The 20,083-nt window shown below is 36.7% G+C and carries 22 protein-coding genes; 20 read left to right on the forward strand and 2 right to left on the reverse strand.

What is annotated here, in order from left to right; genetic code table 11:
• Positions 1 to 2,395: 2,395 nt before the first annotated feature.
• From ASE92_RS07155 to ASE92_RS07215, 13 genes are all read left to right on the forward strand, one after another.
• Entirely contained in the window at positions 2,396 to 3,208 is an 813-nt protein-coding gene (locus tag ASE92_RS07155) for a hypothetical protein (RefSeq protein WP_056849436.1), read from the forward strand.
• Between the two features lie 133 nt (positions 3,209 to 3,341).
• Positions 3,342 to 3,551 carry a hypothetical protein gene (locus ASE92_RS07160; RefSeq protein ID WP_056849437.1) on the forward strand — a complete coding sequence of 70 codons (210 nt, stop codon included), beginning with the start codon at positions 3,342 to 3,344 and terminating at the stop codon, positions 3,549 to 3,551.
• A gap of 106 nt (positions 3,552 to 3,657) precedes the next feature.
• On the forward strand, positions 3,658 to 4,317 hold the full coding sequence (locus ASE92_RS07165) for a hypothetical protein (protein WP_056849438.1): 660 nt from the start codon (positions 3,658 to 3,660) through the stop codon (positions 4,315 to 4,317).
• A 38-nt stretch (positions 4,318 to 4,355) separates the two neighbouring features.
• Positions 4,356 to 5,693, forward strand: coding sequence for a DUF262 domain-containing protein (locus ASE92_RS07170; protein ID WP_056849439.1), 1,338 nt, complete (start codon positions 4,356 to 4,358; stop codon positions 5,691 to 5,693).
• Positions 5,677 to 8,403, forward strand: coding sequence for a DUF262 domain-containing protein (locus tag ASE92_RS07175; RefSeq protein WP_056849440.1), 2,727 nt, complete (start codon positions 5,677 to 5,679; stop codon positions 8,401 to 8,403). The genes ASE92_RS07170 and ASE92_RS07175 overlap by 17 nt, the downstream gene beginning before the upstream one ends.
• Positions 8,404 to 8,448: 45 nt before the next feature.
• Complete coding sequence (locus ASE92_RS07180; protein ID WP_056849441.1) at positions 8,449 to 8,940, forward strand: hypothetical protein; 492 nt, start codon at positions 8,449 to 8,451, stop codon at positions 8,938 to 8,940.
• 59 nt (positions 8,941 to 8,999) lie between these two features.
• Positions 9,000 to 9,869: a phospholipase D family protein gene (locus tag ASE92_RS07185; protein ID WP_056849442.1), complete on the forward strand. Its 870-nt coding sequence runs from the start codon at positions 9,000 to 9,002 to the stop codon at positions 9,867 to 9,869.
• Positions 9,870 to 9,930: 61 nt separating this feature from the next.
• Positions 9,931 to 10,254, forward strand: coding sequence for a nucleotide pyrophosphohydrolase (locus ASE92_RS07190; protein ID WP_056849443.1), 324 nt, complete (start codon positions 9,931 to 9,933; stop codon positions 10,252 to 10,254).
• Positions 10,255 to 12,438 carry a DNA/RNA helicase domain-containing protein gene (locus ASE92_RS07195; protein ID WP_056849444.1) on the forward strand — a complete coding sequence of 728 codons (2,184 nt, stop codon included), beginning with the start codon at positions 10,255 to 10,257 and terminating at the stop codon, positions 12,436 to 12,438. It begins immediately after the preceding gene.
• A gap of 57 nt (positions 12,439 to 12,495) precedes the next feature.
• Positions 12,496 to 12,732: a hypothetical protein gene (locus ASE92_RS07200; RefSeq protein ID WP_056849445.1), complete on the forward strand. Its 237-nt coding sequence runs from the start codon at positions 12,496 to 12,498 to the stop codon at positions 12,730 to 12,732.
• Between the two features lie 229 nt (positions 12,733 to 12,961).
• Positions 12,962 to 13,279, forward strand: coding sequence for a hypothetical protein (locus ASE92_RS07205; RefSeq protein WP_056849446.1), 318 nt, complete (start codon positions 12,962 to 12,964; stop codon positions 13,277 to 13,279).
• Between the two features lie 2 nt (positions 13,280 to 13,281).
• Entirely contained in the window at positions 13,282 to 14,472 is a 1,191-nt protein-coding gene (locus tag ASE92_RS07210) for a PfkB family carbohydrate kinase (RefSeq protein ID WP_056849447.1), read from the forward strand.
• Positions 14,460 to 15,059 (forward strand): 7-cyano-7-deazaguanine synthase, encoded by a 600-nt coding sequence (locus tag ASE92_RS07215; RefSeq protein ID WP_056849448.1) that lies wholly within the window; start codon positions 14,460 to 14,462, stop codon positions 15,057 to 15,059. The genes ASE92_RS07210 and ASE92_RS07215 overlap by 13 nt, the downstream gene beginning before the upstream one ends.
• 276 nt (positions 15,060 to 15,335) lie before the next feature.
• Here ASE92_RS07215 and ASE92_RS07220 read toward each other — a convergent pair whose 3' ends face one another.
• Positions 15,336 to 15,554: a hypothetical protein gene (locus ASE92_RS07220; RefSeq protein WP_056849449.1), complete on the reverse strand. Its 219-nt coding sequence runs from the start codon at positions 15,552 to 15,554 to the stop codon at positions 15,336 to 15,338.
• Positions 15,555 to 15,845: 291 nt separating this feature from the next.
• Between ASE92_RS07220 and ASE92_RS07225 the strand changes: the two genes are divergently transcribed.
• Both ASE92_RS07225 and ASE92_RS07230 read left to right on the forward strand, forming a co-directional pair.
• Positions 15,846 to 16,601, forward strand: a complete 756-nt coding sequence (locus tag ASE92_RS07225; protein WP_056849450.1) for a hypothetical protein — start codon at positions 15,846 to 15,848, stop codon at positions 16,599 to 16,601.
• Positions 16,601 to 17,002, forward strand: coding sequence for a DUF5675 family protein (locus tag ASE92_RS07230; protein ID WP_056849451.1), 402 nt, complete (start codon positions 16,601 to 16,603; stop codon positions 17,000 to 17,002). The genes ASE92_RS07225 and ASE92_RS07230 overlap by 1 nt, the downstream gene beginning before the upstream one ends.
• A gap of 52 nt (positions 17,003 to 17,054) precedes the next feature.
• Here ASE92_RS07230 and ASE92_RS07235 read toward each other — a convergent pair whose 3' ends face one another.
• Complete coding sequence (locus tag ASE92_RS07235) at positions 17,055 to 17,276, reverse strand: hypothetical protein (RefSeq protein WP_056849452.1); 222 nt, start codon at positions 17,274 to 17,276, stop codon at positions 17,055 to 17,057.
• A 256-nt stretch (positions 17,277 to 17,532) separates the two neighbouring features.
• On the opposite strand from ASE92_RS07235, the gene ASE92_RS21110 reads away from it, so the two are divergent.
• The 5 genes from ASE92_RS21110 to ASE92_RS07255 all read left to right on the forward strand — a co-directional run bounded on the left by ASE92_RS21110 (position 17,533) and on the right by ASE92_RS07255 (position 20,037).
• Entirely contained in the window at positions 17,533 to 17,748 is a 216-nt protein-coding gene (locus ASE92_RS21110) for a hypothetical protein (protein WP_157255677.1), read from the forward strand.
• Positions 17,749 to 17,774: 26 nt separating this feature from the next.
• On the forward strand, positions 17,775 to 17,987 hold the full coding sequence (locus ASE92_RS07245) for a hypothetical protein (protein WP_157255678.1): 213 nt from the start codon (positions 17,775 to 17,777) through the stop codon (positions 17,985 to 17,987).
• Positions 17,980 to 18,153, forward strand: a complete 174-nt coding sequence (locus tag ASE92_RS21115; RefSeq protein ID WP_157255679.1) for a hypothetical protein — start codon at positions 17,980 to 17,982, stop codon at positions 18,151 to 18,153. Before ASE92_RS07245 ends, ASE92_RS21115 begins: the two co-directional genes overlap by 8 nt.
• A 218-nt stretch (positions 18,154 to 18,371) precedes the next feature.
• On the forward strand, positions 18,372 to 18,815 hold the full coding sequence (locus tag ASE92_RS07250) for a LexA family transcriptional regulator (protein ID WP_056849455.1): 444 nt from the start codon (positions 18,372 to 18,374) through the stop codon (positions 18,813 to 18,815).
• Positions 18,793 to 20,037: a Y-family DNA polymerase gene (locus tag ASE92_RS07255; RefSeq protein ID WP_056849456.1), complete on the forward strand. Its 1,245-nt coding sequence runs from the start codon at positions 18,793 to 18,795 to the stop codon at positions 20,035 to 20,037. The genes ASE92_RS07250 and ASE92_RS07255 overlap by 23 nt, the downstream gene beginning before the upstream one ends.
• Positions 20,038 to 20,083: the final 46 nt, after the last annotated feature.

Raw genomic sequence — 20,083 nt, forward strand, 5'->3', positions numbered from 1 at the left:
GCCTTATTTTAAGGCATCGTCTCTCGACCGTAGCGGAGAGATCTTTGAATATAGGTATTATCTTAGTCTGTATGTCATCCTGAGCGTAGTCGGAGGATCTCTTTCGCCTCATCGGCGGCGGCCTTTTTCTTTTTTCAGAGGTAGTTGTATTTTTATAGGTCTTCAAGCTTGCTTCGCAGGTTGTCTTGATTCAAAAGAAACAAAACCGAGCCCTTCAGCGAGCTCATTAATACCTTTAAAAACAATATAAACTATTAATAACATCAAGGCTTGGATCTGATGTCGGGTAAAGTCGTCAAAGCTTTTATTGCGGCATCACAAGCTGCGATGAAGAATCGCAGAATACGCGATGCCTTGGTTTGTTGTTTTTGAAAGTTACTGCAAAAGCTTTAACGTTTTCCCCTTCCATCATCTCCTATGCCGGATAGCAGGGTGGCTATTGCGAGCGCCTTATTTTACGGCATCGTCTCTCGACCGTAGCGGAGAGATCTATGGAGATAGGCTTTATTTTCGTCTGTATGTCATCCTGAGCGTAGTCGAAGGATCTCTTTCGCCTCATCGGCGGCGGCCTCTTACCTTTTTCTTGACAAAANTGGAGATAGGCTTTATTTTCGTCTGTATGTCATCCTGAGCGTAGTCGAAGGATCTCTTTCGCCTCATCGGCGGCGGCCTCTTACCTTTTTCTTGACAAAAAGGTAACCAAAAGTCAAGGCTTGGATCTGATGTCGGGTAAAGTCGTCAAAGCTTTTATTGCGGCATCACAAGCTGCGATGAAGAATCGCAGAATACGCGATGCCTTGGTTTGTCTGATGTCGGGTAAAGTCGTCAAAGCTTTTATTGCGGCATCACAAGCTGCGATGAAGAATCGCAGAATACGCGATGCCTTGGTTTGTTGTTTTTGAAAGTTACTGCTAAAGCTTTAACGTTTTACCCTTCCATCATCTCCTATGCCGGATAGCAGGGCGGCTATAGCGAGCGCCTTATTTTAAGGCATCGTCTCTCGACCGTAGCGGAGAGATCTTTGGAGATAGGCTTTATTTAAAGCTTTAACGTTTTCCCCTTCCATCATCTCCTATGCCGGATAGCAGGGTGGCTATAGCGAGCGCCTTATTTTCAGGCGTCGTCATCCTCGCGTGTGCAGGGATCTTTTAGAAAGTTTCAGCCTAAAGTGTGTGTCATCCTGAGCGTAGTCGAAGGATTTCTTTCGCCTCATCGGCGGCGGCCTTTTTCTTTTGGCTTGGCCCAAAAGAAACAAAAGCCCAAGGCTTGCCCCTTTTGTTTGCATAAAGCTAGCGGAAAACTATTAGCGGGCTCTTTTCCTTTTCGGCTGCAAATTTCCTTGACTACTGGTTTTTGAATGCTTGTGCTCGTTTTCCACTGCTTTCTGCTTCCAAAATTGGCTATGCCGGATAGCAGGGTGGCTATAGCGAGCGTTTATTTTAGGGCATCGTCATCTCAACAGTAGGAGAGATCTTTGAAAATACTTTAATCTTACTTTATGTCATCCTGAGCGTAGTCGAAGGATCTCTTTCGCCTCATCGGCGGCGGCCTCCTACTTTTCTCTTGACAGAAAGAAACAAAACCGAGCCCTTCGGCGAGCTCATTAATATCTTTAAAAAACAATAACAAATTATTAATACCTCAAGGCCTGGATCTAATGTCAGCTATCCTCATCGAAACTTCCATTGCGGCAACGCATGTATTCCGACGAAGGGTCGGAACAGAACGTGTTGCCTTGTCCCTAATAATTCAACGTTAGTGCATTAGTTTCAACGGGCTATCCTTCCATCATCTCCTATGCCGGAGAGCAAGGAGCAGAAAAACCATTACAAACCCCTTTCCACAACACCTTACACCATTGCGAAGGAGTATTTCACGACTGCGGCAATCTGCTCGTTTACGCGAAGTTTCCATCCAACCAATCCGTCATCCTCAGCTCGACTGGGGATCTTAAAGAGTTAAGTATTCATCAAAACCTTGATTCAAGGAAGGGCCGGGGGTGGTTAAATGAATCATTTTCCGCCTCGAATAGGTGTGCTGCTTTACCCTCCTCCCAGAGAGCATTGTCCTCCCTTCCGGAAAGAAACTGATCAGGTTCGTATCCTCGTCGGTGAATCCTTAGGTACGATAGACCCTATCTTTACCTAAAAGCATCTATCCAGCACCATGCAAGCACCATGCTAGGATGGGAATTCTTTCACCTGGACTAACGCATTACCGAAGCAGACCTGAAGCATACTGGGAGCAGGGTGCAAGCAGGTATAGGCGAAAGGTGGATATAAGGTGGACTAATGGTGGGCGAAAGGTGGACTTGAAACGAAATTTTAATGATTAAAAAGCAGAAATTTGCTATCTTGGATTGATCAATCCCTTGATTACGCTAATATAACTAATTATGGCCACATTAAATGGGATTGTTCGATTTTCGGGGCAACTTGGAGATCTTGTTTTTTATAGAAGAGGGAAAAAGGACGTGGTGCGGTATGCCCCCACTGTTCATCATCTCTCTGAAAATAGCCGAAAAAGCGCTACCGACTTTGGCAATGCCAGCAGAAATGCCGCCTATATTAGAAAAGCCTTCGCAGCGCTGGTTAAAGATTATGGTTATGGCGACTTGCATAACCGCCTCAACAAAAAACTGATCGAAATTTTTAAAACGGCTCCTCCTACACAGGCCGGGCAAAAGAACCTGGTGGACGGCAATATCAAACTGCTCCAGGAATTTCAATTTAATGCAGCTACCCGGCTCGAACAGCTTTTAATTCAAAAACCTAAGGTCATGCTGACCGAAGGTTCGATCCAACTGCTTTTACCTAAAATCCAAACCAAAAACCTGGTTAAGTTCGTTCCCAAATCGGATGACTTTGTGTTACAACTGAGCATCTTCAGTTTTGAAGTGTGCAGTGAAAAATATGAAATCGTTAAAGTGAACGATCTTCGTTTTTCTCTTGAACAAAGCCATTTCCCTGGTGCTAAACTTCAGATACCCGTTGAACAGGAAGGCAACCGGATATTACTCGTAGCCATTGGGCTTCATTACCTGCATGAGGAATCCAGGAAAGACGACCGCCGTTATTATGGCTGCCAGATCAGCCATTGTTTTCATATTCAGGATGGGGTGGAGGTAGCATTTGTAGCGCCATTAATTGAACGGGTGGAATTATTAGATGAGGAGGAACAGGGTTTGAGCTGGGAGATGGGGGGGTGATAGAATTAAGGTATAGATAATGGAGAGCGTTAGGCACTATAATTTAATTTGATTGATGGCTTACGGGAAACCGTAAAGAACTTAAGAGATATATCCTGAAGTTTGGTTATGTTAAATTTTTAAACCAAATGTTATGGCTAGCTACAGATTAAATTTGAACCAACAATCCAATGGTGATTACGAGGTGCACAAGGATGATTGCAGGTATTATCCTGCGCAAAATTATGATTATTTGGGTGTTTTTAGTGCATGTGCACCTGCGGTTACTGAAGCAAAACGTAAACATCCGACTAAAAAAATTAATGGATGTGTACATTGCGCTACTTCTTGTCACACAAGTTAGTAGTAACATTAAAATAAATGCTCTTTGATAGAGCATTTATTTTTTTTCGTTTTCTATCATAATTATACTTTAGAATTTAAAAACTAAATTTATCTTACAAATGCACATGTCATGCAATCATAAATTCTATGAATTTCTAAATCTTGATAGATTAGATTTTAAACCAAACACCTTAATTATAGGGACTTTTAATCCAGAATGGCCAGAAAATAATCAAGCAGAATGGTTTTATGGCAGAACACATGACTCATATGGTAAACCTAACAACAATTTTTGGGATGTATTACCAAGGGTTTATGGTGAAGATAGTTTAATAAATAATCATCCAACTAAATGGAAAGATTTCTGTAGACGAAACAAAATAGCTATTACAGATTTAATTACTACCATAGATGATGCCTATAGTCCAAAACATGATAAATTAATGGGAAGCTATAGTGATGCAAATATTGCAACTAAGTTTAATAATCATATTGTTACGGATATTGTGAATTTGCTACAAAATCATTCCACTATAAAAAATATCTATTTAACGCGAGGATCAGGGAGCTTCTGGAATTCTCTTTGGCAACCAATCAAAGTCTATGCAGTTGCTAATGGTTTACATGCAACACAAATATTAACACCTTCTAAATTTGCAAGATTTGCTATGTTTCCGTTTAATCGTGAAAATCCTCAACAAACATTTAATATGGCATCTTTAAACAATTTCATTCTTTACAAGTGGCAACAGCAATGGCACGATTTGAAATCATCCGAAGAATAATTTATTTCAAAAATAATCTTCTCTTCTAATCATAATTAATGGCAATAATTGAACAGTCGGTAGTAACTATCCTGCAATATCTTAGCAATAGTGAATTACAATTTCCGCATTTCCAAAGACCATATAAATGGACTACAAAAAATGTTATTCAACTCATAGACGATATTAATCGGTTTAAAGGAGTTACACCATATCGTATTGGCACTATCGTTATTTTTAAAAATAATGAAGGATATCAAATAGTAGATGGCCAGCAACGAACCATCTCGTTTTTATTGCTTTTAAAGGCAATCATGCTAAATAAGCATGAATCTCTAAATAATGAAGAATTAAGAGAAAGGCTTTTTGTTTTAAACGAAAAGGTAATTAAACCTGTATTTCAGAGCGAAATTTCTAAAAAGAACATACAGCTTAATTATAAAGAGATAGAATTTCGGATAGTTAATGCTGAGGAAGATTTTATTGAATTTTTCTTAAATAAATGCCAGATAACTTATTTTGTAATAGATGATATTTCTGAAGCTTTTCAATTCTTCGATTCGCAAAATGCAAGGGGAAAAGATTTGGAACCGCATGATTTATTGAAGGCTTTCCATTTAAGAGAACTTAACACGGCAAAAAATTATACGAATCAGGATGACACCCAGTTGGTAGAAACGTGGGAGTTAATGGACACTAGAGAACTAGGAAGTATTTTTGCCGATTTTTTATATCGTGTTAAAGGTTGGGCCAAAGGTAATTCGGCTAGATACTTTTCCAAGAAAGATACCATAATGTTTAAAGGAATTAATCTTCAAACTATCGAAGATTATCCTCATACTAAAATCTATTCGATTGCTGATGAGTTTACAAGAGATGCAAGACTAAAAGGAAATGCCGATTTTCCTTTTCAGTTAGATCAGACTATTATAAATGGCAGGTATTTTTTTGAGATGATCACTCATTATAAAAATTTATATGACGCTTTGGAAAGTAAATTGGAGGTCGTAACAGGTGTAGCAAAGGATATCATAATTGTAATAAACAATTACGAGGGCATGCACAGAATGGGAGATAGATATGTTAGAATGCTTTTCAATTGTGCTTTACTTAACTACATAGACAAGTTTGGTTACAAAGACCTTTCTAAAGCCATCGAAAAAATCTTTATATGGGCATATTCTATTCGGTTAACATATCAAAGTTTACAATTGGCATCAGTAGATAATTATGTTCTGAAGGAAATTAATTTATTTAGGAAAATTAGAGAAGCGATTTATAAAGAAGATATTCTGAATATGAGTATTCCGGTTATAGAAGATGATTACGAGTCAAAAAAGACCAAAAAAATTAAGGGAATGTTTATTACTATGAAATACTATGTCAAAAGAACCTAATGGTGTAAAGACGCTAACAATAACCGAGTTATTGAATGCCTCCGACAATTACAGTATTCCGATATATCAGAGAAACTACGCTTGGGAAGCAAAAGAAATTGAGCAATTGATACAGGATGTAATTGACTATGCAGTAAATAATTTAAATAAAAACTACTATATCGGCACTTTAGTCGTTGCAGGGCAACTTGAAAAAGATAATGTTTTCAGTGTTATAGATGGGCAACAACGGTTAACCACTTTAGCCATATTAGCCTGTGTAATTAAAAATGAGCATGAGGAAATCAATTTAGATTGGTTTAATAAGCTGAATTTAACTTACGAGAGTAGAACAAAATCTGAACATTCATTAGGGGCAGCTTTCAATGGTTCATTTGATGGTGAAAACTATGATGTAAATATTAAGGCGGCATATGAAATTTGTAAAAAAGAACTGGTGAAAAAAGTTAATCAGGAAAAAGTTTCTATTGTTGACCTTGTTAGCTATATATTTAGTAATGTTCAAATTATAAGAGTTGTCTTGCCAAAAGGAACAGATTTAAACCACTATTTCGAAATTATGAATAGCCGGGGAGAGCAGTTGGAAAAGCATGAAGTTTTAAAGGCTAGCTTAATGGAAGTTTTTTCGGCAGAGAATAATGCTAATAATGTTGCATGCTTCAATCTTATTTGGGAAGCCTGTTCAAATATGGAGCTGTACTTGCAAAGCAGTTTTGCAACAGAACAACGCCATTTGATCTTTGGCCAGGATAATTGGAATATTTTAGCAATTAATAGTTTCGATGAATTTGTCGACAAGCTAGCAGATAATGTGAAAAATGACAGCGCTTTATACTTGTCTATTGAACAAATAATTAAAGCAAAAACAATAGCGGCTAAAGAAGTTGGCGACAGTCAAATTCCAGACAGGTTTAATTCTGTAACAAATTTTCAGAATTTTTTACTACATGTATTAAGAATTCAAACTGCTAGTAGTGATGTAGCTTTAGATGATAAGCGGTTGATTGAACTTTTTGAGGCACAATTACCAAATACTATTCAAGCTAAAATACAGTTTGTAAAAGATTATATCTTCAACCTTTTAAAATGTAAATTCTTGTATGATAAATATGTGATTAAAAGAGAATTTACTGCTAACACTGATCGGTGGAGCTTAAAAAATTTAAAATGGTATAATTCAAGCACTATAAAGAATGGGATAACGTATGCCAATACATTTGGTGAAGATCAGGTAGGGGTATTTGATGGGGATAACAGGCAAGTAATTATGTTATTATCCATGTTTCACGTTTCGCTGCCTGCTATGTCTTATAAGCACTGGCTTAATGCAGCATTAAATTATTTATTTCATCAATTTGAAGTTGATAGTAAAGCTTATATCGGCTATCTTGAGCATATCGCTAAATTATTCGTTTTCGATCGGTATCTGGCGAAAGAACCTCAAGAATATTATCACATGATTTACGAAAGTGTGTTTCCGATTTACAGAACTAAATCACAATTGGAATTAACAAAACTGAGTTATCATAGAATTGAAAATAATTTAGTATTTAACTTTTTAGATTATCTTCTCTGGGTAAAATATAAGGATGTAGATAAAGACCCAAGAGTTAAAGCATTTGAATATACATTTAGAAGTTCAGTTGAGCATTATTATCCACAAAATAGACTTACTGAGGATATCAAAGCAATAGATGAATCGCATTTGCACTCGTTTGGAAATTTATGTCTTATAAGTCATGATAAAAACTCAAAACTTAGCAATAATACGCCAATGGCTAAACGTGATTATTATGGGGTTTCATCAAACTTAGATAGTATAAAACAGTTTTTAATGATTAAGGAAACTCGTTGGGAAGAAAAGGAGATTGACGCACATGAGGAATCTATGATTGATTTATTTACCGCAAACTTAAATTCTGAGTTTACTTTATCTAAATCAATTAACAACGCCCAAAAATGGTTTAAAGAATATCAATTAATAAATCAAGGATTACTAACCCGCACATTATTATGTTTTGATGATTATCCTAAAAATGTTAATGGTAACAAATATAATTTCCTTGATTTCGATTATATTCGGAAACATCGTGCATTTCAATTGTTTGAAGAGCATATTGTAAATAACAAGCCAAAGGGATTACAGCAAGTTATTGACCATTTTTTAACCGATCAAGATTTGAAAGCTGATTACAGGTTTCTATTCATTAAATATCCAGAGGTTATAACCTATTGTAAGAAAGGCAATTTTCAATATCTTGAAAATGGAAAACTAATTTATCTCTTAGAAGCTGATAAAAACACCATTTATAAAGCTCGTGAACTTTATGCTTTTATTTTGCAACATCATTTCCAGATACAGTTCGGTTACCAGCTTTATTTAGATAACAAATTTTTATACATCAATATTGGATATCGGAATAATGAATATTTTATCGCAAAAAATAGAGAAGAAAGTTTGATCTGTCTCAAGTTTTGGAACCAAGATGGTACTCATTTCCAGTATTCTTTATTTACAGACCTAAATGGTAATCATAAAGCAGTAAAAAGACTAAAGGAACACCAATGGGAAAAAATGTCCAATGGTGAATTCTTAAGATTACATCAAACAACTTTAGTAAAGTTTGGCGATAATTATGAAGTGAACGAATTAAAACTTGCTAAGGCGGTAGTTAAAGTTTTAAAGGATGGTCTCTCGATCAAATTATAATAATTCCTGTTCAATTACATATCAAGTAAATATTCAAATCACACAATGAAATTAAAATTCAATGAACTTAACCATCTTCAAATTGGGAGGTTAGGAGAATATTGGGTCAAGATGCTGTTTACATCGTACAACTTAGATACATACTACAGCGATGTTGATGATAAAGCCATAGATTTCGTGATTCGCCTAGATAATGCAAAACATGTTGACGCACAGGTTAAAACTATCCGAACTTCTAAAACCAACTACGTTTTCGTTACGAAAGAAAGCTGGAAAGAAAATGAAATGAGCAGAGATAATCTTTATTTAGCATTGGTTTTGCTTACAGATGATCAATACCCACAAATCTTTCTTATCCCAGGTTCTGCATGGTTAAATCCTAATAGTTTATTATGCGATAGAAAATATCAGCAAAATGGTAAAAAGAGTAAAGATGAGTGGGGCGTAAATATATCTGTAAAGAATATGCCATTGTTGGAAGCGTATCGTGTTGACGAGCAGATTGAGAAGATAAAATTATTGAAAGGGATTACTTAAATTTAATGTTTGTTGCTGTTGGAATAAAATATTTATCTTGTTTAAATTAAATATCACTCATGACTAAATTTGTACAGGGTAGTGAACTAAATGCTACACTAGAAAAAATTATAAAAAAAGCAGAGTCGTCGTTGGTTCTTGTATCACCATACATTAGGCTCCATAGCAGAGTAAAAGATGAACTAAAACCGAAAAAGAATTTCCCTGAACTCAAAATTGTAATTGTTTATGGTAAATCAGAAAATGGCAATCGCCTTGCTAAAGATGATCTTGAATTTCTGAAAGCTTTTCCAAATATCCAAATCAGATATGAAAAGAATTTACATGCCAAATACTATGGTAATGAATCGGCAGGGCTGATTACGTCGATGAATCTTTATGATTTTTCGCAAAATAATAATATAGAGGTAGGTGTACTTACGGAAACTACCAATCGGATCATTAGTAGTTTATCTAGTTTTGTTGGCACTGGCGATCTAGATTCGGATGCATATAATTATTTTCAGGATGTAATTTTGAATAGTGAGTTATTGTATCAACGCATACCCCATTTTGAGTCAAAGATGTTTGGCTTAAGTCAAGCCTTCGACAAAGCTACAATCGAAAAAGATATCATTGACCAATATCATAACATTGTTGATGAGCGTTTTGTAGGTTTTAAGTCCTTTGAAAAGAACACGAACTTTAGCTTGCCGATACAAAAACAAGGTAATGTAGGGTTTTGCATTAGAACAGGGGTAGAGATTCCCTTTGATATACGAAAGCCTTATTGCGACAAAGCTTACAGCAGTTGGGCTAAATGGAGCAATCCAGACTACAGCGAAAAATTTTGCCACTTTACCGGAGAGCTTGCTGATGGAGCCACATGTTATGCAGCGCCTATACTAAGGAAGAACTGGAGAGAAGCAAAACGACTTCACCAGCTTTAAATCTTTTTAGTTGCAGCACTAAGTTTGAGATGATATCCCTAAATTAGCATCAATTATCCTTATGACAGAAGAGATCACGAAAGCATTATTAAAATTTAGAGATGAACGAGACTGGGCACAGTTTCACAACCCTAAAGATTTAGCACTTGCCTTGAATATTGAAGCAGCGGAGTTGCTTGAGTTGTTTTTGTGGAAAAATGCGGAGGATGCAAATGTTGATAAGATAAAGGAAGAATTGGCTGATGTTTTTTCTTATGCGCTGTTGTTGGCCGAAAAATACAATCTGGATGTAAAACAGATTATCCTCGATAAAATTAAACTTAACGATGCGAAATATCCTGTGGATAAAGCTAAAGGGACGGCTAAAAAGTATAATGAATTATAAATGAGTAAGCGTTATCTAATTAGCACCTCTGAATTTTCCGAACAAAGTTTAACTGATCTAAGTTTAAAACATCAGAATTTTTTATCCTGGCCATTAGTTTACTTTTTAAGTGAAAACAATAAGTTTGAAGCTTACGTTGGGGAAACTACCGATCTTGTTAGTCGGATGAAAGCTCATTTAAAAAGTGATCACAAAAAAAATCTTCAATCAGCACATCTAATTTCAAGCGATCTTTTTAACAAATCTGCAACGCTTGATATTGAATCTAATTTAATAAAATACATAGCTGCAGATGGACGCTATCAGTTACAAAATGGTAACTTGGGAATTGCTAACCATCATTTTTACCAAAAAAAGGAACTATACTGGGATATATTTAAAGACATTTGGTCTGAACTCAGAACGCTGGGTATTACCAGACACTCTTTAGAATATATTGATAACAGCGACCTATTTAAATATTCGCCCTATAAAAGTTTGTCGGATGAACAGGTTGCCGGCTTAAAAATGATACTCAAATGTTTGCTGGATGATCGTGCAAAAGTAAGTTTAATTGAAGGTGGCGCAGGAACAGGAAAGAGTATTTTAGCTATATTTTTATTTAAGCTTCTAAAAACTGATACCGAAGATTTTAATCTAACCGATTTTGACGAAAATGATCTTGAACTTTTTGAATTATTCAAAAAAGTTAAGCAGCAATACGGTCATCTGGAAATGGCTTTAGTGGTGCCTATGTCGTCGTTTAGAAAAACAATAGAAAAAGTTTTTAAAGGGATTAAAGGTTTAAGGTCGAACATGGTTATCGGACCGGCCGATGTGGTGAAAAAGAAATATGATTTATTAATTATTGATGAATCACATCGTTTAAGGCAAAGGGTAAATTTAGGTGCTTATTTCGGTGCCTTCGATCAAAACTGCAAGGCATTAGGTTTCGATAAAATGACGAGTTCTGAATTGGACTGGGTTTTAAAACAAGCCAATAAAAGCATCTTATTTTATGATGAACAACAAAGCATAAAACCTTCTGATGTTTCGGCCGGTGCATTTAAGAATTTAAAACAAAAAGCAGATACCCGCTACGAAATATTGAAAACTCAGTTTAGGGTAAAGGGCGGGGCTGATTACGTAAAATTTATTCAAGGTTTGTTCACTGAGCAGAATAAGGCGTTAAAACCTTATGCCCCTGGCTTAAACTATGAATCATATCTCTATGAATGTTTAGATGATATGGTGAATGATATCAAATTAAAAGATCAGCAATTCGGCTTATCCAGATTAATTGCAGGTTTTGCCTGGAAATGGATCTCAAATAAAGATAAAAGCAAATTTGATATTGTGATCGAAGATACAAAGTTGCAATGGAATGCCGTAACCGTCGATTGGGTAAATACACCAAATGCCATAAATGAAGTTGGTTGTATACATACTATTCAAGGCTACGATTTAAATTATACTGGCGTAATTATTGGGCCTGAGATTGGCTACGATCCTATATCAGAGCAACTCATTATTCATGACCAACTCTATCAGGATAAAAATGGTAAGAACTCTATTAAAGATCCCGAGATACTAAAAAGCTATATCGTTAATATTTATAAAACCATTTTATTAAGAGGAATTAATGGAACGTTCATTTACGTTTGCGACCCCGCACTGCGTAAACATTTTAAAAAGTTTTGGCGGTTAAAAGAGACTGTTGCTCAAGTTAAGCCGCTAAACCTGCATTCAAACAAAATCAACGGGCAATGCATTCCTTTTTATGATTTAAATATTGCTGCGGGATCATTCTCTGCCTATCAGCAAGTTGAAAATATTAGCTTTTTAGAACTGCCTGACAACTTAAGGACAAATCCCGATCTATTTGCCTGCAAGATAGTTGGCGAATCTATGAATAAAGTTATTCCTAACGGATCGATTGCGTTATTTAAAAAATATAACGGTGGCTCACGTAATGGATTGATTTGTTTAGTCGAATCAACCAATATCTATGATAAAGAATTAGGTGGCCAGTATACCATTAAAGAATATAGAAGCAAGAAAACCCAAACTGATGATAGTTGGGTGCATGAGGAAATTACCTTACACCCTCTATCGACTGATGAGTATTTTCAACCTCTCGTTTTACGAGATGAGGAAACTATTGATTTAAAGGTTATTGGGATTTTTGAGAGAGTGTTGGCCTAATAGATTATTTTCAACAAATTTTTCTCTCCATACGGGAACCCGTAATTTTTACGTCCAATGGCGTGGTATCTTGGTACCATGAAAAAAATTTATTATATCCTGTTTTTAAGTATTGGCATGCTGGCCTGTAGCAAACAAAATGAAATTACGGCAGATACTGATAACGAAACCTATACGCCATGTGGTACCTATAAATCCGGGCAAAAATTATATCAAGGTTCTAAAGGTGGGTGCTTTTATTATAACAGTAAGGGCAATAAGGAATATGTGGAGAGAAGTGCCTGCAAGTGTTAATGAAATTTTATCTTTTAAGTTGTGATTTTAGAAACTTGTAAAGTTCAAATTATTCATCTATATTACAATATCTAAATAATTCTAGCTCGTTTCTATCAATATTATTAGAGGCCTGTCTTTTCTCGAAGGCCACTAATTCTGTTAATATAGTTTCATTTAAATTGATAAGGGCTTTTTGCTATTAAATATTTACCAACTAATAACTGTATAACTTTAATCTATACCAATTATGAGTGGATCAGGAGGTGGCGGTTACATGCCACCACAAAGAGTATTTTTCGATTGTCAAACCAGTTTTATCACTTCAAGTGTGTCATCAATCAACATTACTGTACTAGACAAACATAGGATAGCAAATGTTCTTAACATCGAAATAGGGAGTAGTAATGCATTGGTTTTAGAAGATGGTGACGGCGAAATCCTTGGTGCTATATTGCATCTTAATACTTCTGATATTATAGAATGTATAAAGGGCGGAGCCGAATATGAAGCGGAAATATTAGATATCAAGTCGCCAGCCTGTAGAGTATTAATCAGGAGGAGATAGTTATGATATCGGTTGTTGGCGGAACATATAGAGAAATTGATTATGACGATGTTGCTATGGAAGTTTTCGGATCTGGATTTCGATGTGTAAAGTTTCTATTGGAGAATAAATGTGCGGTTGAATTCAGCACTACAGGTAGTTTGGAAGTTTCGAAATTTTTAGCTGAAAATAAAAAGGTTTATGAAAATTTTAATTTCAATTGTATTGATTATGATGAATTTATAACCTTTAAATACAGTTTTGCGCTAGATGATCCCACTATATTTCCAAGTATTCTGAATATTAAAAAGTCAAATAAGATATACTTAACTGGTACGAATATTATTTGTTACGGAATGTTGGAAACGGATTTTAGTGTAAAGGGTAATAAAGTTGTGTACGATCCTCAAACTTCTATAAAGCCAATAAAATTTAAAGATGTTGGTACTGCTGATGAATTAATATATATCGTGAATTTAAATGAAGCAAGATCAATTTCGTCATCTGAGGACATAAATGAAATTAAAAAGTACTTTTTTAATGAAGAAAAAGTGAAAGCGATTCTTATTAAGAATGGGCCATATGGTGCAACATTATATCATGAGGATAATGAGGTGCAAATTCCTTCATTTATAACAGATAATGTAAATAAAATTGGTTCAGGGGATATCTTCACATCAAGCTTTGGATACTATTGGATGGAAATGGGTCTTAAGCTCGAGGAGTGTGCCCTTTATGCATCTATGTCAACCGCCCTTTATTGTGATAAAAAGATTTATATAAACACTTCTTCTGACCCAACATTTAGCTATAAAAAATTCGCTAATAATAAACTGACCGATGTATGTATATACTTGGCTGCTCCTTTTTTTTCAATAGCCGAGTTAATTTTAATTGATAAAATAAGAAACGCTTTTCTTGGATTTGGTGTCAAAGTTTTCTCTCCCTTTCACGACATTGGTTTAGGAGATGATGCAACTATTGCGAAAAAAGATATCGAAGGGATTGATAAGTCAAGTATTGTGTTTTGCGTTCTAGATAATCTGGACTCTGGAACCTTAATAGAAATTGGTTATTCAATTGCTCATGGGAAAAAAATGATTTGTTATCATAGAACTTGTTATAAACCTCAACTAACAATGCTAAATGCAGGTGAGGCGAAGATTTATACCAATTTAACAACAGCAATTTATCAAACAATATGGAATTTGTAAAAAAAGCAACCCTATTATCAGGCGGAGTTGATTCAATATGTTTGACTTATGGTTTAATGCCAGACATCGCTTATACAATTGATTATGGTCAAACTGTTGCTGAAAGGGAAATATATGTGTCAAAATATATTTGCGAATTATTAAATATAGAGCATAAGGTTATACAAATTAATTGCAGAAGTTTAGGGACTGGAACTTTAGCTGATTCTGATAATTTAAGTTTTGCACCATCTGAGGAATGGTGGCCGTATAGAAATCAACTATTAATCACATTTGCAGCGATGATCGGAATTAAGGATGGCGTTAGTGATATATATTTGGCTTCGGTAAAATCAGATAAATTTCACAAAGATGGAACTGAAGAATTTTACAAATTAATAAATGATACAGTTTCTTATCAAGAGGGGAGGTTAAAGGTTCATTGCCCTACATTAAATTACTACAGTCATGAACTAGTTTCAAAATATAATGTTCCTATTGATATGCTAACTATTGCTCACTCCTGTCATATTTCAAATTTAGCTTGCGGTAAATGTTCGGGATGCCTAAAACAACTAAAAGTGAGGTATGAATTAAAAATTGAGTAATAATATTTAAAACATCCAATTTCTTGTGGCTCTACTATTTAGTTAAGTGCTTATCTATATCTAAATAAGTACTTCTATTTTGAAATCAACTTTTAATTTATGTTATTGAAATTTTTCTATTTAGCACTTAATTCGTCTATCTTAGAAAATATATTAATTCATTCAACGAAACTTGAAGAGCATTTATATCAATAGGGAGTAGCATAAAACACTACTTTACCTACACTTAGCGTAAAAACAAAACCCGGGGATGTGACGGGCGGGTTATTGTTTTTTTTAACAGTCGACTAAGGCCATCAGCGGTCTGGCCAGGCAGATTTTTTGGATCAGTGCGAGGTTTATACCTGAATATTCTGCATATTCTTCGAACGTAATCAATTGGTCTTTACGTTTGTTTAATATAAAGCGCAAGTTTCTGAGCACTTTCTGTGCCTGGGCTAAGCTTTTACCTGTTAAAATACTAACATCTTTCGGATAAATACATACTCTTTTCATGTGGGTTTGAATTGGACCGCAACAGTACCGGAGGTGCCATAGCCTTAAAAAATTAAAAACTATCCTTCCTAAAGCAGTAATAAAAGAACGAGATTAAATATAAATCCAAATTAGGCAATTAAAATAGGTTTTCCAAGTAGTAAAAACTGCTAAATGATACTATTTGTTGTGCAGCACTATAAAAGGCTTTGATTTAATATTAAATATCACCAAAAGCTGCGAAAGCTTTCTTTCGCGACCTGGCATTCTTGAAGATGCTGCAATTTTGTATCCAGATGTAAGACATATATTATGGCACGTCAGGAAGGAATCATTAAATTAAACGGACGAATCGGGGATTTGACGTTTTACAAAACAAGGAACGGTTATTTAGCAAGAGAAAAAGGTGGTGTTGATGCCAGCCGGATTGCTAATGATCCGAGGTATCTGCGTACAAGGGAGAACATGGCTGAATTTGGCCGGGCAACCAAGGCAGGGAAATTTTTAAGGCTGGCCTTTAAGGTTTTAACCAACCAGCTTGCTGATAAGGCGGTTACGAACCGACTGATGAAAGAGATGTTGAAGGTTATCCAGGCTGACTCTGTAAACGAACGTGGTTTACGCATGGTGCTGGATGCGGAAACGGAATTGCTTACTGGTTTCGAATTTAACATCAAGGCACCAATCAGTACCACTATCAACGTGGTTTATGAAACTGCTATTGACCGGGTAACAGGTGTTTTAAGTATTGATTTTCCGGGTTTTAGTGCCAGGGATCTGATCAATGCGCCCCAAGGTGCTACTCACTTTAGAATCAGTGCTGCCGGTGCGGCACTAAACTTTGAAGAGGAGGTATTTCAACTCAACACCAGTGAAAGTGACATGATTGATGTGAAAGCAATTGATGTGGCTGCGGTAGCATTGAGTGCCCAAATACCCGCTGCGAGTACCAACCCGCTGTTTCTACTGTTAGGAATTAGTTTTTACCAAAGGGTTAACGGTTTTGACTATCCTTTAAGTAACGGTGCTTACAATGGTTTATCATTAGTGCAAATACAAGGGGTGTAATGGAGTTGCTGTTAAGCCGTACCTATTTTAAGGGTGGCACTAATGGAAAAATCAGTTATCAAGGGCGGTTAATTTGCGAAAGCATTGAATTACCATGGCGAAACAATAAGCGGAATATCAGCTGTATACCAGAAGGCCGCTATTTGCTGATCAAACGGCAGCATATGAAGCATGGTTTGCAGTTGGCACTGAGCATTGTACCCAACCGCGAGGCTATCCTCATTCATCCAGCAAACTTTGCTTTGCGAGAGCTGCAGGGCTGCATCGCACCTGTGAGCAAATGTACTGGTGAAGGTGAGGGTAACTATAGCCGTATCGCATTGGAAAGACTTCAGGCTTTGGTTTATCCTGTTTTGGATGCCGGTGAAAAAGTTTTTCTGGTGATTACTTCGGTAAAGTAAGATTGGTTGTGCAGGGAGGCTCCCTGCATAACTTTTACTCTTATTGGTTTGCCTATGCTTGGGGCTTGCCTCGGCTTGCTGCCGAATGGCTTTTTTCTTTTTCTTGATAAAAAGAAACAAAAATCAAGGCATGGATCTGATCTTGAATAAACCTGCTAAAAGCTTTTTTACGGCAACACAAGTACCCGATGAAAAATCGGGCAGAACGCGTTGCCGCTTTGTCTTTAACAGGAGAATTATCTCGGAAGCGTTTAGCGGTTTCTTCTTCGATCATCTCCTAGGCCGGAATGCAGGGAGAATATAGCGATGAGGATAGTGGAAGATTACCTTGGAAGCTTTTAGCGGTTTTTTCTTTGCCTCACCGGCGGCGGCCTCTTTCTTTTCTCTTGATAGAAAAGAAACAAACCGAGCCCTTCAGCGAGCTCATTAATACCTTTAAAAAACAATAATAAACGATTAATAACATCAAGGCATGGATCTGATCTTGAATAAACCTGCTAAAAGCTTTTTTACGGCAACACAAGTTCCCGATGAAAAATCGGGCAGAACGCGTTGCCGCTTTGTCTTTAAAAGGAGAATTATCCTGGAAGCTTTTAGCGGTTTCTTCTTCGATCATCTCCTATGCCGGAATGCAGGGAGGATATAGCGATGAGTTAAGTGTATTGACTACAAATGTTTTTAGTGCTATCGCTGATATCTCAATTTGGATGGGGGCGGTAAGAAATGGGGTGGCGGGGCAGGATTAAATATCACTAGCTTTTTATTTATTGAAGTGAAAAATAAATTAAATGTGAATGTAACTCAATCTTCGGGGAAAGGTTGGTTGCGAATTGCAAAACGGGTAGTGGGCATTGCTGGCAGTACGGCAGGTATCCTACTGGCAGCACCCTTAAAATTGCCAGGTAAAGTTTCACGAATTGCGCAATACATCGCCTTATTGGCTGGCATTGTAAAAGCTGTTGAAAAATCGGGAACTGATGAATAGTGCCGAGACTAAAATGGGCGTTTTAGGTGGTGTTTCGTTCAGTTTGATCGGACAGGTTCAAAGTAGCGTTTTGCAAACCATGCTGTTAGCTGCCTTAGGTGCTGCTGCCAGCTTTCTTGTTAGCAGGATTTTACAATGGCTATTTAAAACGAGAGATAAGCGGTAGTTAACTAAATTACATTCATTAATTGGAACGGGTGCGCAGAAATGTGCACCCGTAATTTTTATTTGTGTGTTTGGTTGAATGAATTCGGCAAGGCCTTTAATGTCAACATCACAACTGTTCCACCGTAATTGAGAATGTTCTACCACTTATCGGAGTGTTAACAATTCACTTATAAATTACTAATATTTTTAGTAATTTTGTGTTCAAATCACAATTTTATGATAAGAGAATTAGAGTTGCCGAGGCACGAATTGGAGCCTCTTGAAAATCCAGGACGCGTATCGGGTTTTATTTCGCCGGCTGAAGATTACAAACAACGCAGGTTGCATATTGCTCAACGCATCGTGAAAGATCCGACTAATACTTTTTATTTTGAAGCGGATGACGACCAAATGCGGTATTACGGTATTATGAAAGGTAGCATCATAGTGGTTGATAAGACTGTACCTGTGAATTCCGGGATGCTGATTGTATGTTGTGTAGAGGATGAGTGGCTCACCAGAAGATTACTGATTCAAGGCGAAAGCATTTTTCTTTGCTTGAATGATACGATGGATGCTTGCTTAAATGTAACCAGGCGAAAAGTTACAGTATTTGGGGCAGTTACCTGGACTTGTTTACCACATACCTTAACAACCCATGTTCGCACTGGCCGATTGTAATAATTTTTATGCCAGCTGCCATCGCTTATTTGAACCACAATACAATGGGGTACCAGTGGTGGTGCTGAGCAATAATGATGGTTGCGTAATTGCCCGTAGCGATGAGGCAAAAACCTGTGGTATTAAGATGGGGGCACCCTTTTTTAAAATCAAAGATGAGATTGCTAAGCATAATATTGCAGTGTTTAGCAGCCATTATACCTTATACGGCGATATTAGTGCCAGAGTGATGACAAACCTTGCCCGGTTTACGCCTGATGTAGAAGTGTATAGCATAGATGAATGTTTCTTAGGATTAAAAGGTTATGATTGCCTTCAAAATTATGGGAAAGAAATGCGTGATACCGTTATCCAACATACAGGTATACCCATTAGTGTTGGCATTGCCCCAACGAAGGTACTGGCAAAGGTTGCGAACAAAACCTCTAAAAAACACAATGGGGTAATGGTATTAGAAACCGAAGAGCAGATCAGTAAAGCGCTTGTTGATTACCCTGTAGAAGATTTATGGGGGGTAGGGCGGCAGTTTAGCCACAAACTAATTAAAGAGGGAATTGAAACAGCTGCACAGTTCAGGGCGCTACCCATGGCCTGGGTACAAGCACATATGACGATTGTAGGGCTAAGGATGTGGCGTGAGCTGTGGGGAGAAAGTTGTATCCCTTTAAAAACCATGCTTGATCCAAAAAAAGGTATGTGTACCAGCAGGGCATTTGGGAAACTAACCACTGACTACGCCGAATTAAAAGAAGCTACTTCGAGCTACGCGGCCAGGTTGGGGGTAAAATTGAGAAGAGAAGGGCTTTGTGCCAGTGTAATTTCTGTAAGGTTGCTTACCAATAAATTTGGGTCAGCGGCATTAGAAGCTTTTCCATCTATTACTATGCCATTGGAGCATCCCGTAAATAACACATTAGATTTAGTTAAAGTTGCCCTATTGGGGTTGCAAAAGATTTATCTGAGGGGGTATATGTTCCAGAAGGTTGAGGTAACTGCCACAGGATTAATCCCGGAAGCAGAGGTGCAATTAAATATATTTAGTGAATACAAAGGGTTAAAGCATGATCGGGTTTCACAAGTATTAGATCAGCTAAATCTCCATTATGGCGCAGGAACGCTGCGGCTTGCCGGAGAAGGGGGACAACAAAAGTGGAAAATGAAGCGGCAATTTCTAAAACCATGTTATACCACAAATTGGAATGATATTATTAAAGTAAGATGAAAGAACTGTTAGATTTAATAAAACAATATTTATTGAAAGAAGCTGC

It is taken from the genome of Pedobacter sp. Leaf41 (genome assembly GCF_001422545.1).
Lineage (GTDB): Bacteria > Bacteroidota > Bacteroidia > Sphingobacteriales > Sphingobacteriaceae > Pedobacter.

Coding starts and splice junctions, on each gene's coding strand:
- ASE92_RS07220 (WP_056849449.1), bottom strand. CDS start 15,554: ATGAAAAGAGTATGTATTTATCCGAAAGATGTTAGTATTTTAACAGGT.
- ASE92_RS07155 (WP_056849436.1), top strand. CDS start 2,396: ATGGCCACATTAAATGGGATTGTTCGATTTTCGGGGCAACTTGGAGAT.
- ASE92_RS07175 (WP_056849440.1), top strand. CDS start 5,677: ATGTCAAAAGAACCTAATGGTGTAAAGACGCTAACAATAACCGAGTTA.
- ASE92_RS07215 (WP_056849448.1), top strand. CDS start 14,460: ATGGAATTTGTAAAAAAAGCAACCCTATTATCAGGCGGAGTTGATTCA.
- ASE92_RS07170 (WP_056849439.1), top strand. CDS start 4,356: ATGGCAATAATTGAACAGTCGGTAGTAACTATCCTGCAATATCTTAGC.
- ASE92_RS07235 (WP_056849452.1), bottom strand. CDS start 17,276: ATGATCGAAGAAGAAACCGCTAAACGCTTCCGAGATAATTCTCCTGTT.
- ASE92_RS07200 (WP_056849445.1), top strand. CDS start 12,496: ATGGCGTGGTATCTTGGTACCATGAAAAAAATTTATTATATCCTGTTT.
- ASE92_RS07195 (WP_056849444.1), top strand. CDS start 10,255: ATGAGTAAGCGTTATCTAATTAGCACCTCTGAATTTTCCGAACAAAGT.
- ASE92_RS07230 (WP_056849451.1), top strand. CDS start 16,601: ATGGAGTTGCTGTTAAGCCGTACCTATTTTAAGGGTGGCACTAATGGA.
- ASE92_RS07225 (WP_056849450.1), top strand. CDS start 15,846: ATGGCACGTCAGGAAGGAATCATTAAATTAAACGGACGAATCGGGGAT.
- ASE92_RS07190 (WP_056849443.1), top strand. CDS start 9,931: ATGACAGAAGAGATCACGAAAGCATTATTAAAATTTAGAGATGAACGA.
- ASE92_RS07165 (WP_056849438.1), top strand. CDS start 3,658: ATGTCATGCAATCATAAATTCTATGAATTTCTAAATCTTGATAGATTA.
- ASE92_RS07180 (WP_056849441.1), top strand. CDS start 8,449: ATGAAATTAAAATTCAATGAACTTAACCATCTTCAAATTGGGAGGTTA.
- ASE92_RS07255 (WP_056849456.1), top strand. CDS start 18,793: ATGTTCGCACTGGCCGATTGTAATAATTTTTATGCCAGCTGCCATCGC.
- ASE92_RS07210 (WP_056849447.1), top strand. CDS start 13,282: ATGATATCGGTTGTTGGCGGAACATATAGAGAAATTGATTATGACGAT.
- ASE92_RS07250 (WP_056849455.1), top strand. CDS start 18,372: ATGATAAGAGAATTAGAGTTGCCGAGGCACGAATTGGAGCCTCTTGAA.
- ASE92_RS07160 (WP_056849437.1), top strand. CDS start 3,342: ATGGCTAGCTACAGATTAAATTTGAACCAACAATCCAATGGTGATTAC.
- ASE92_RS21110 (WP_157255677.1), top strand. CDS start 17,533: ATGAAAAATCGGGCAGAACGCGTTGCCGCTTTGTCTTTAAAAGGAGAA.
- ASE92_RS07185 (WP_056849442.1), top strand. CDS start 9,000: ATGACTAAATTTGTACAGGGTAGTGAACTAAATGCTACACTAGAAAAA.
- ASE92_RS21115 (WP_157255679.1), top strand. CDS start 17,980: ATGAATAGTGCCGAGACTAAAATGGGCGTTTTAGGTGGTGTTTCGTTC.
- ASE92_RS07205 (WP_056849446.1), top strand. CDS start 12,962: ATGAGTGGATCAGGAGGTGGCGGTTACATGCCACCACAAAGAGTATTT.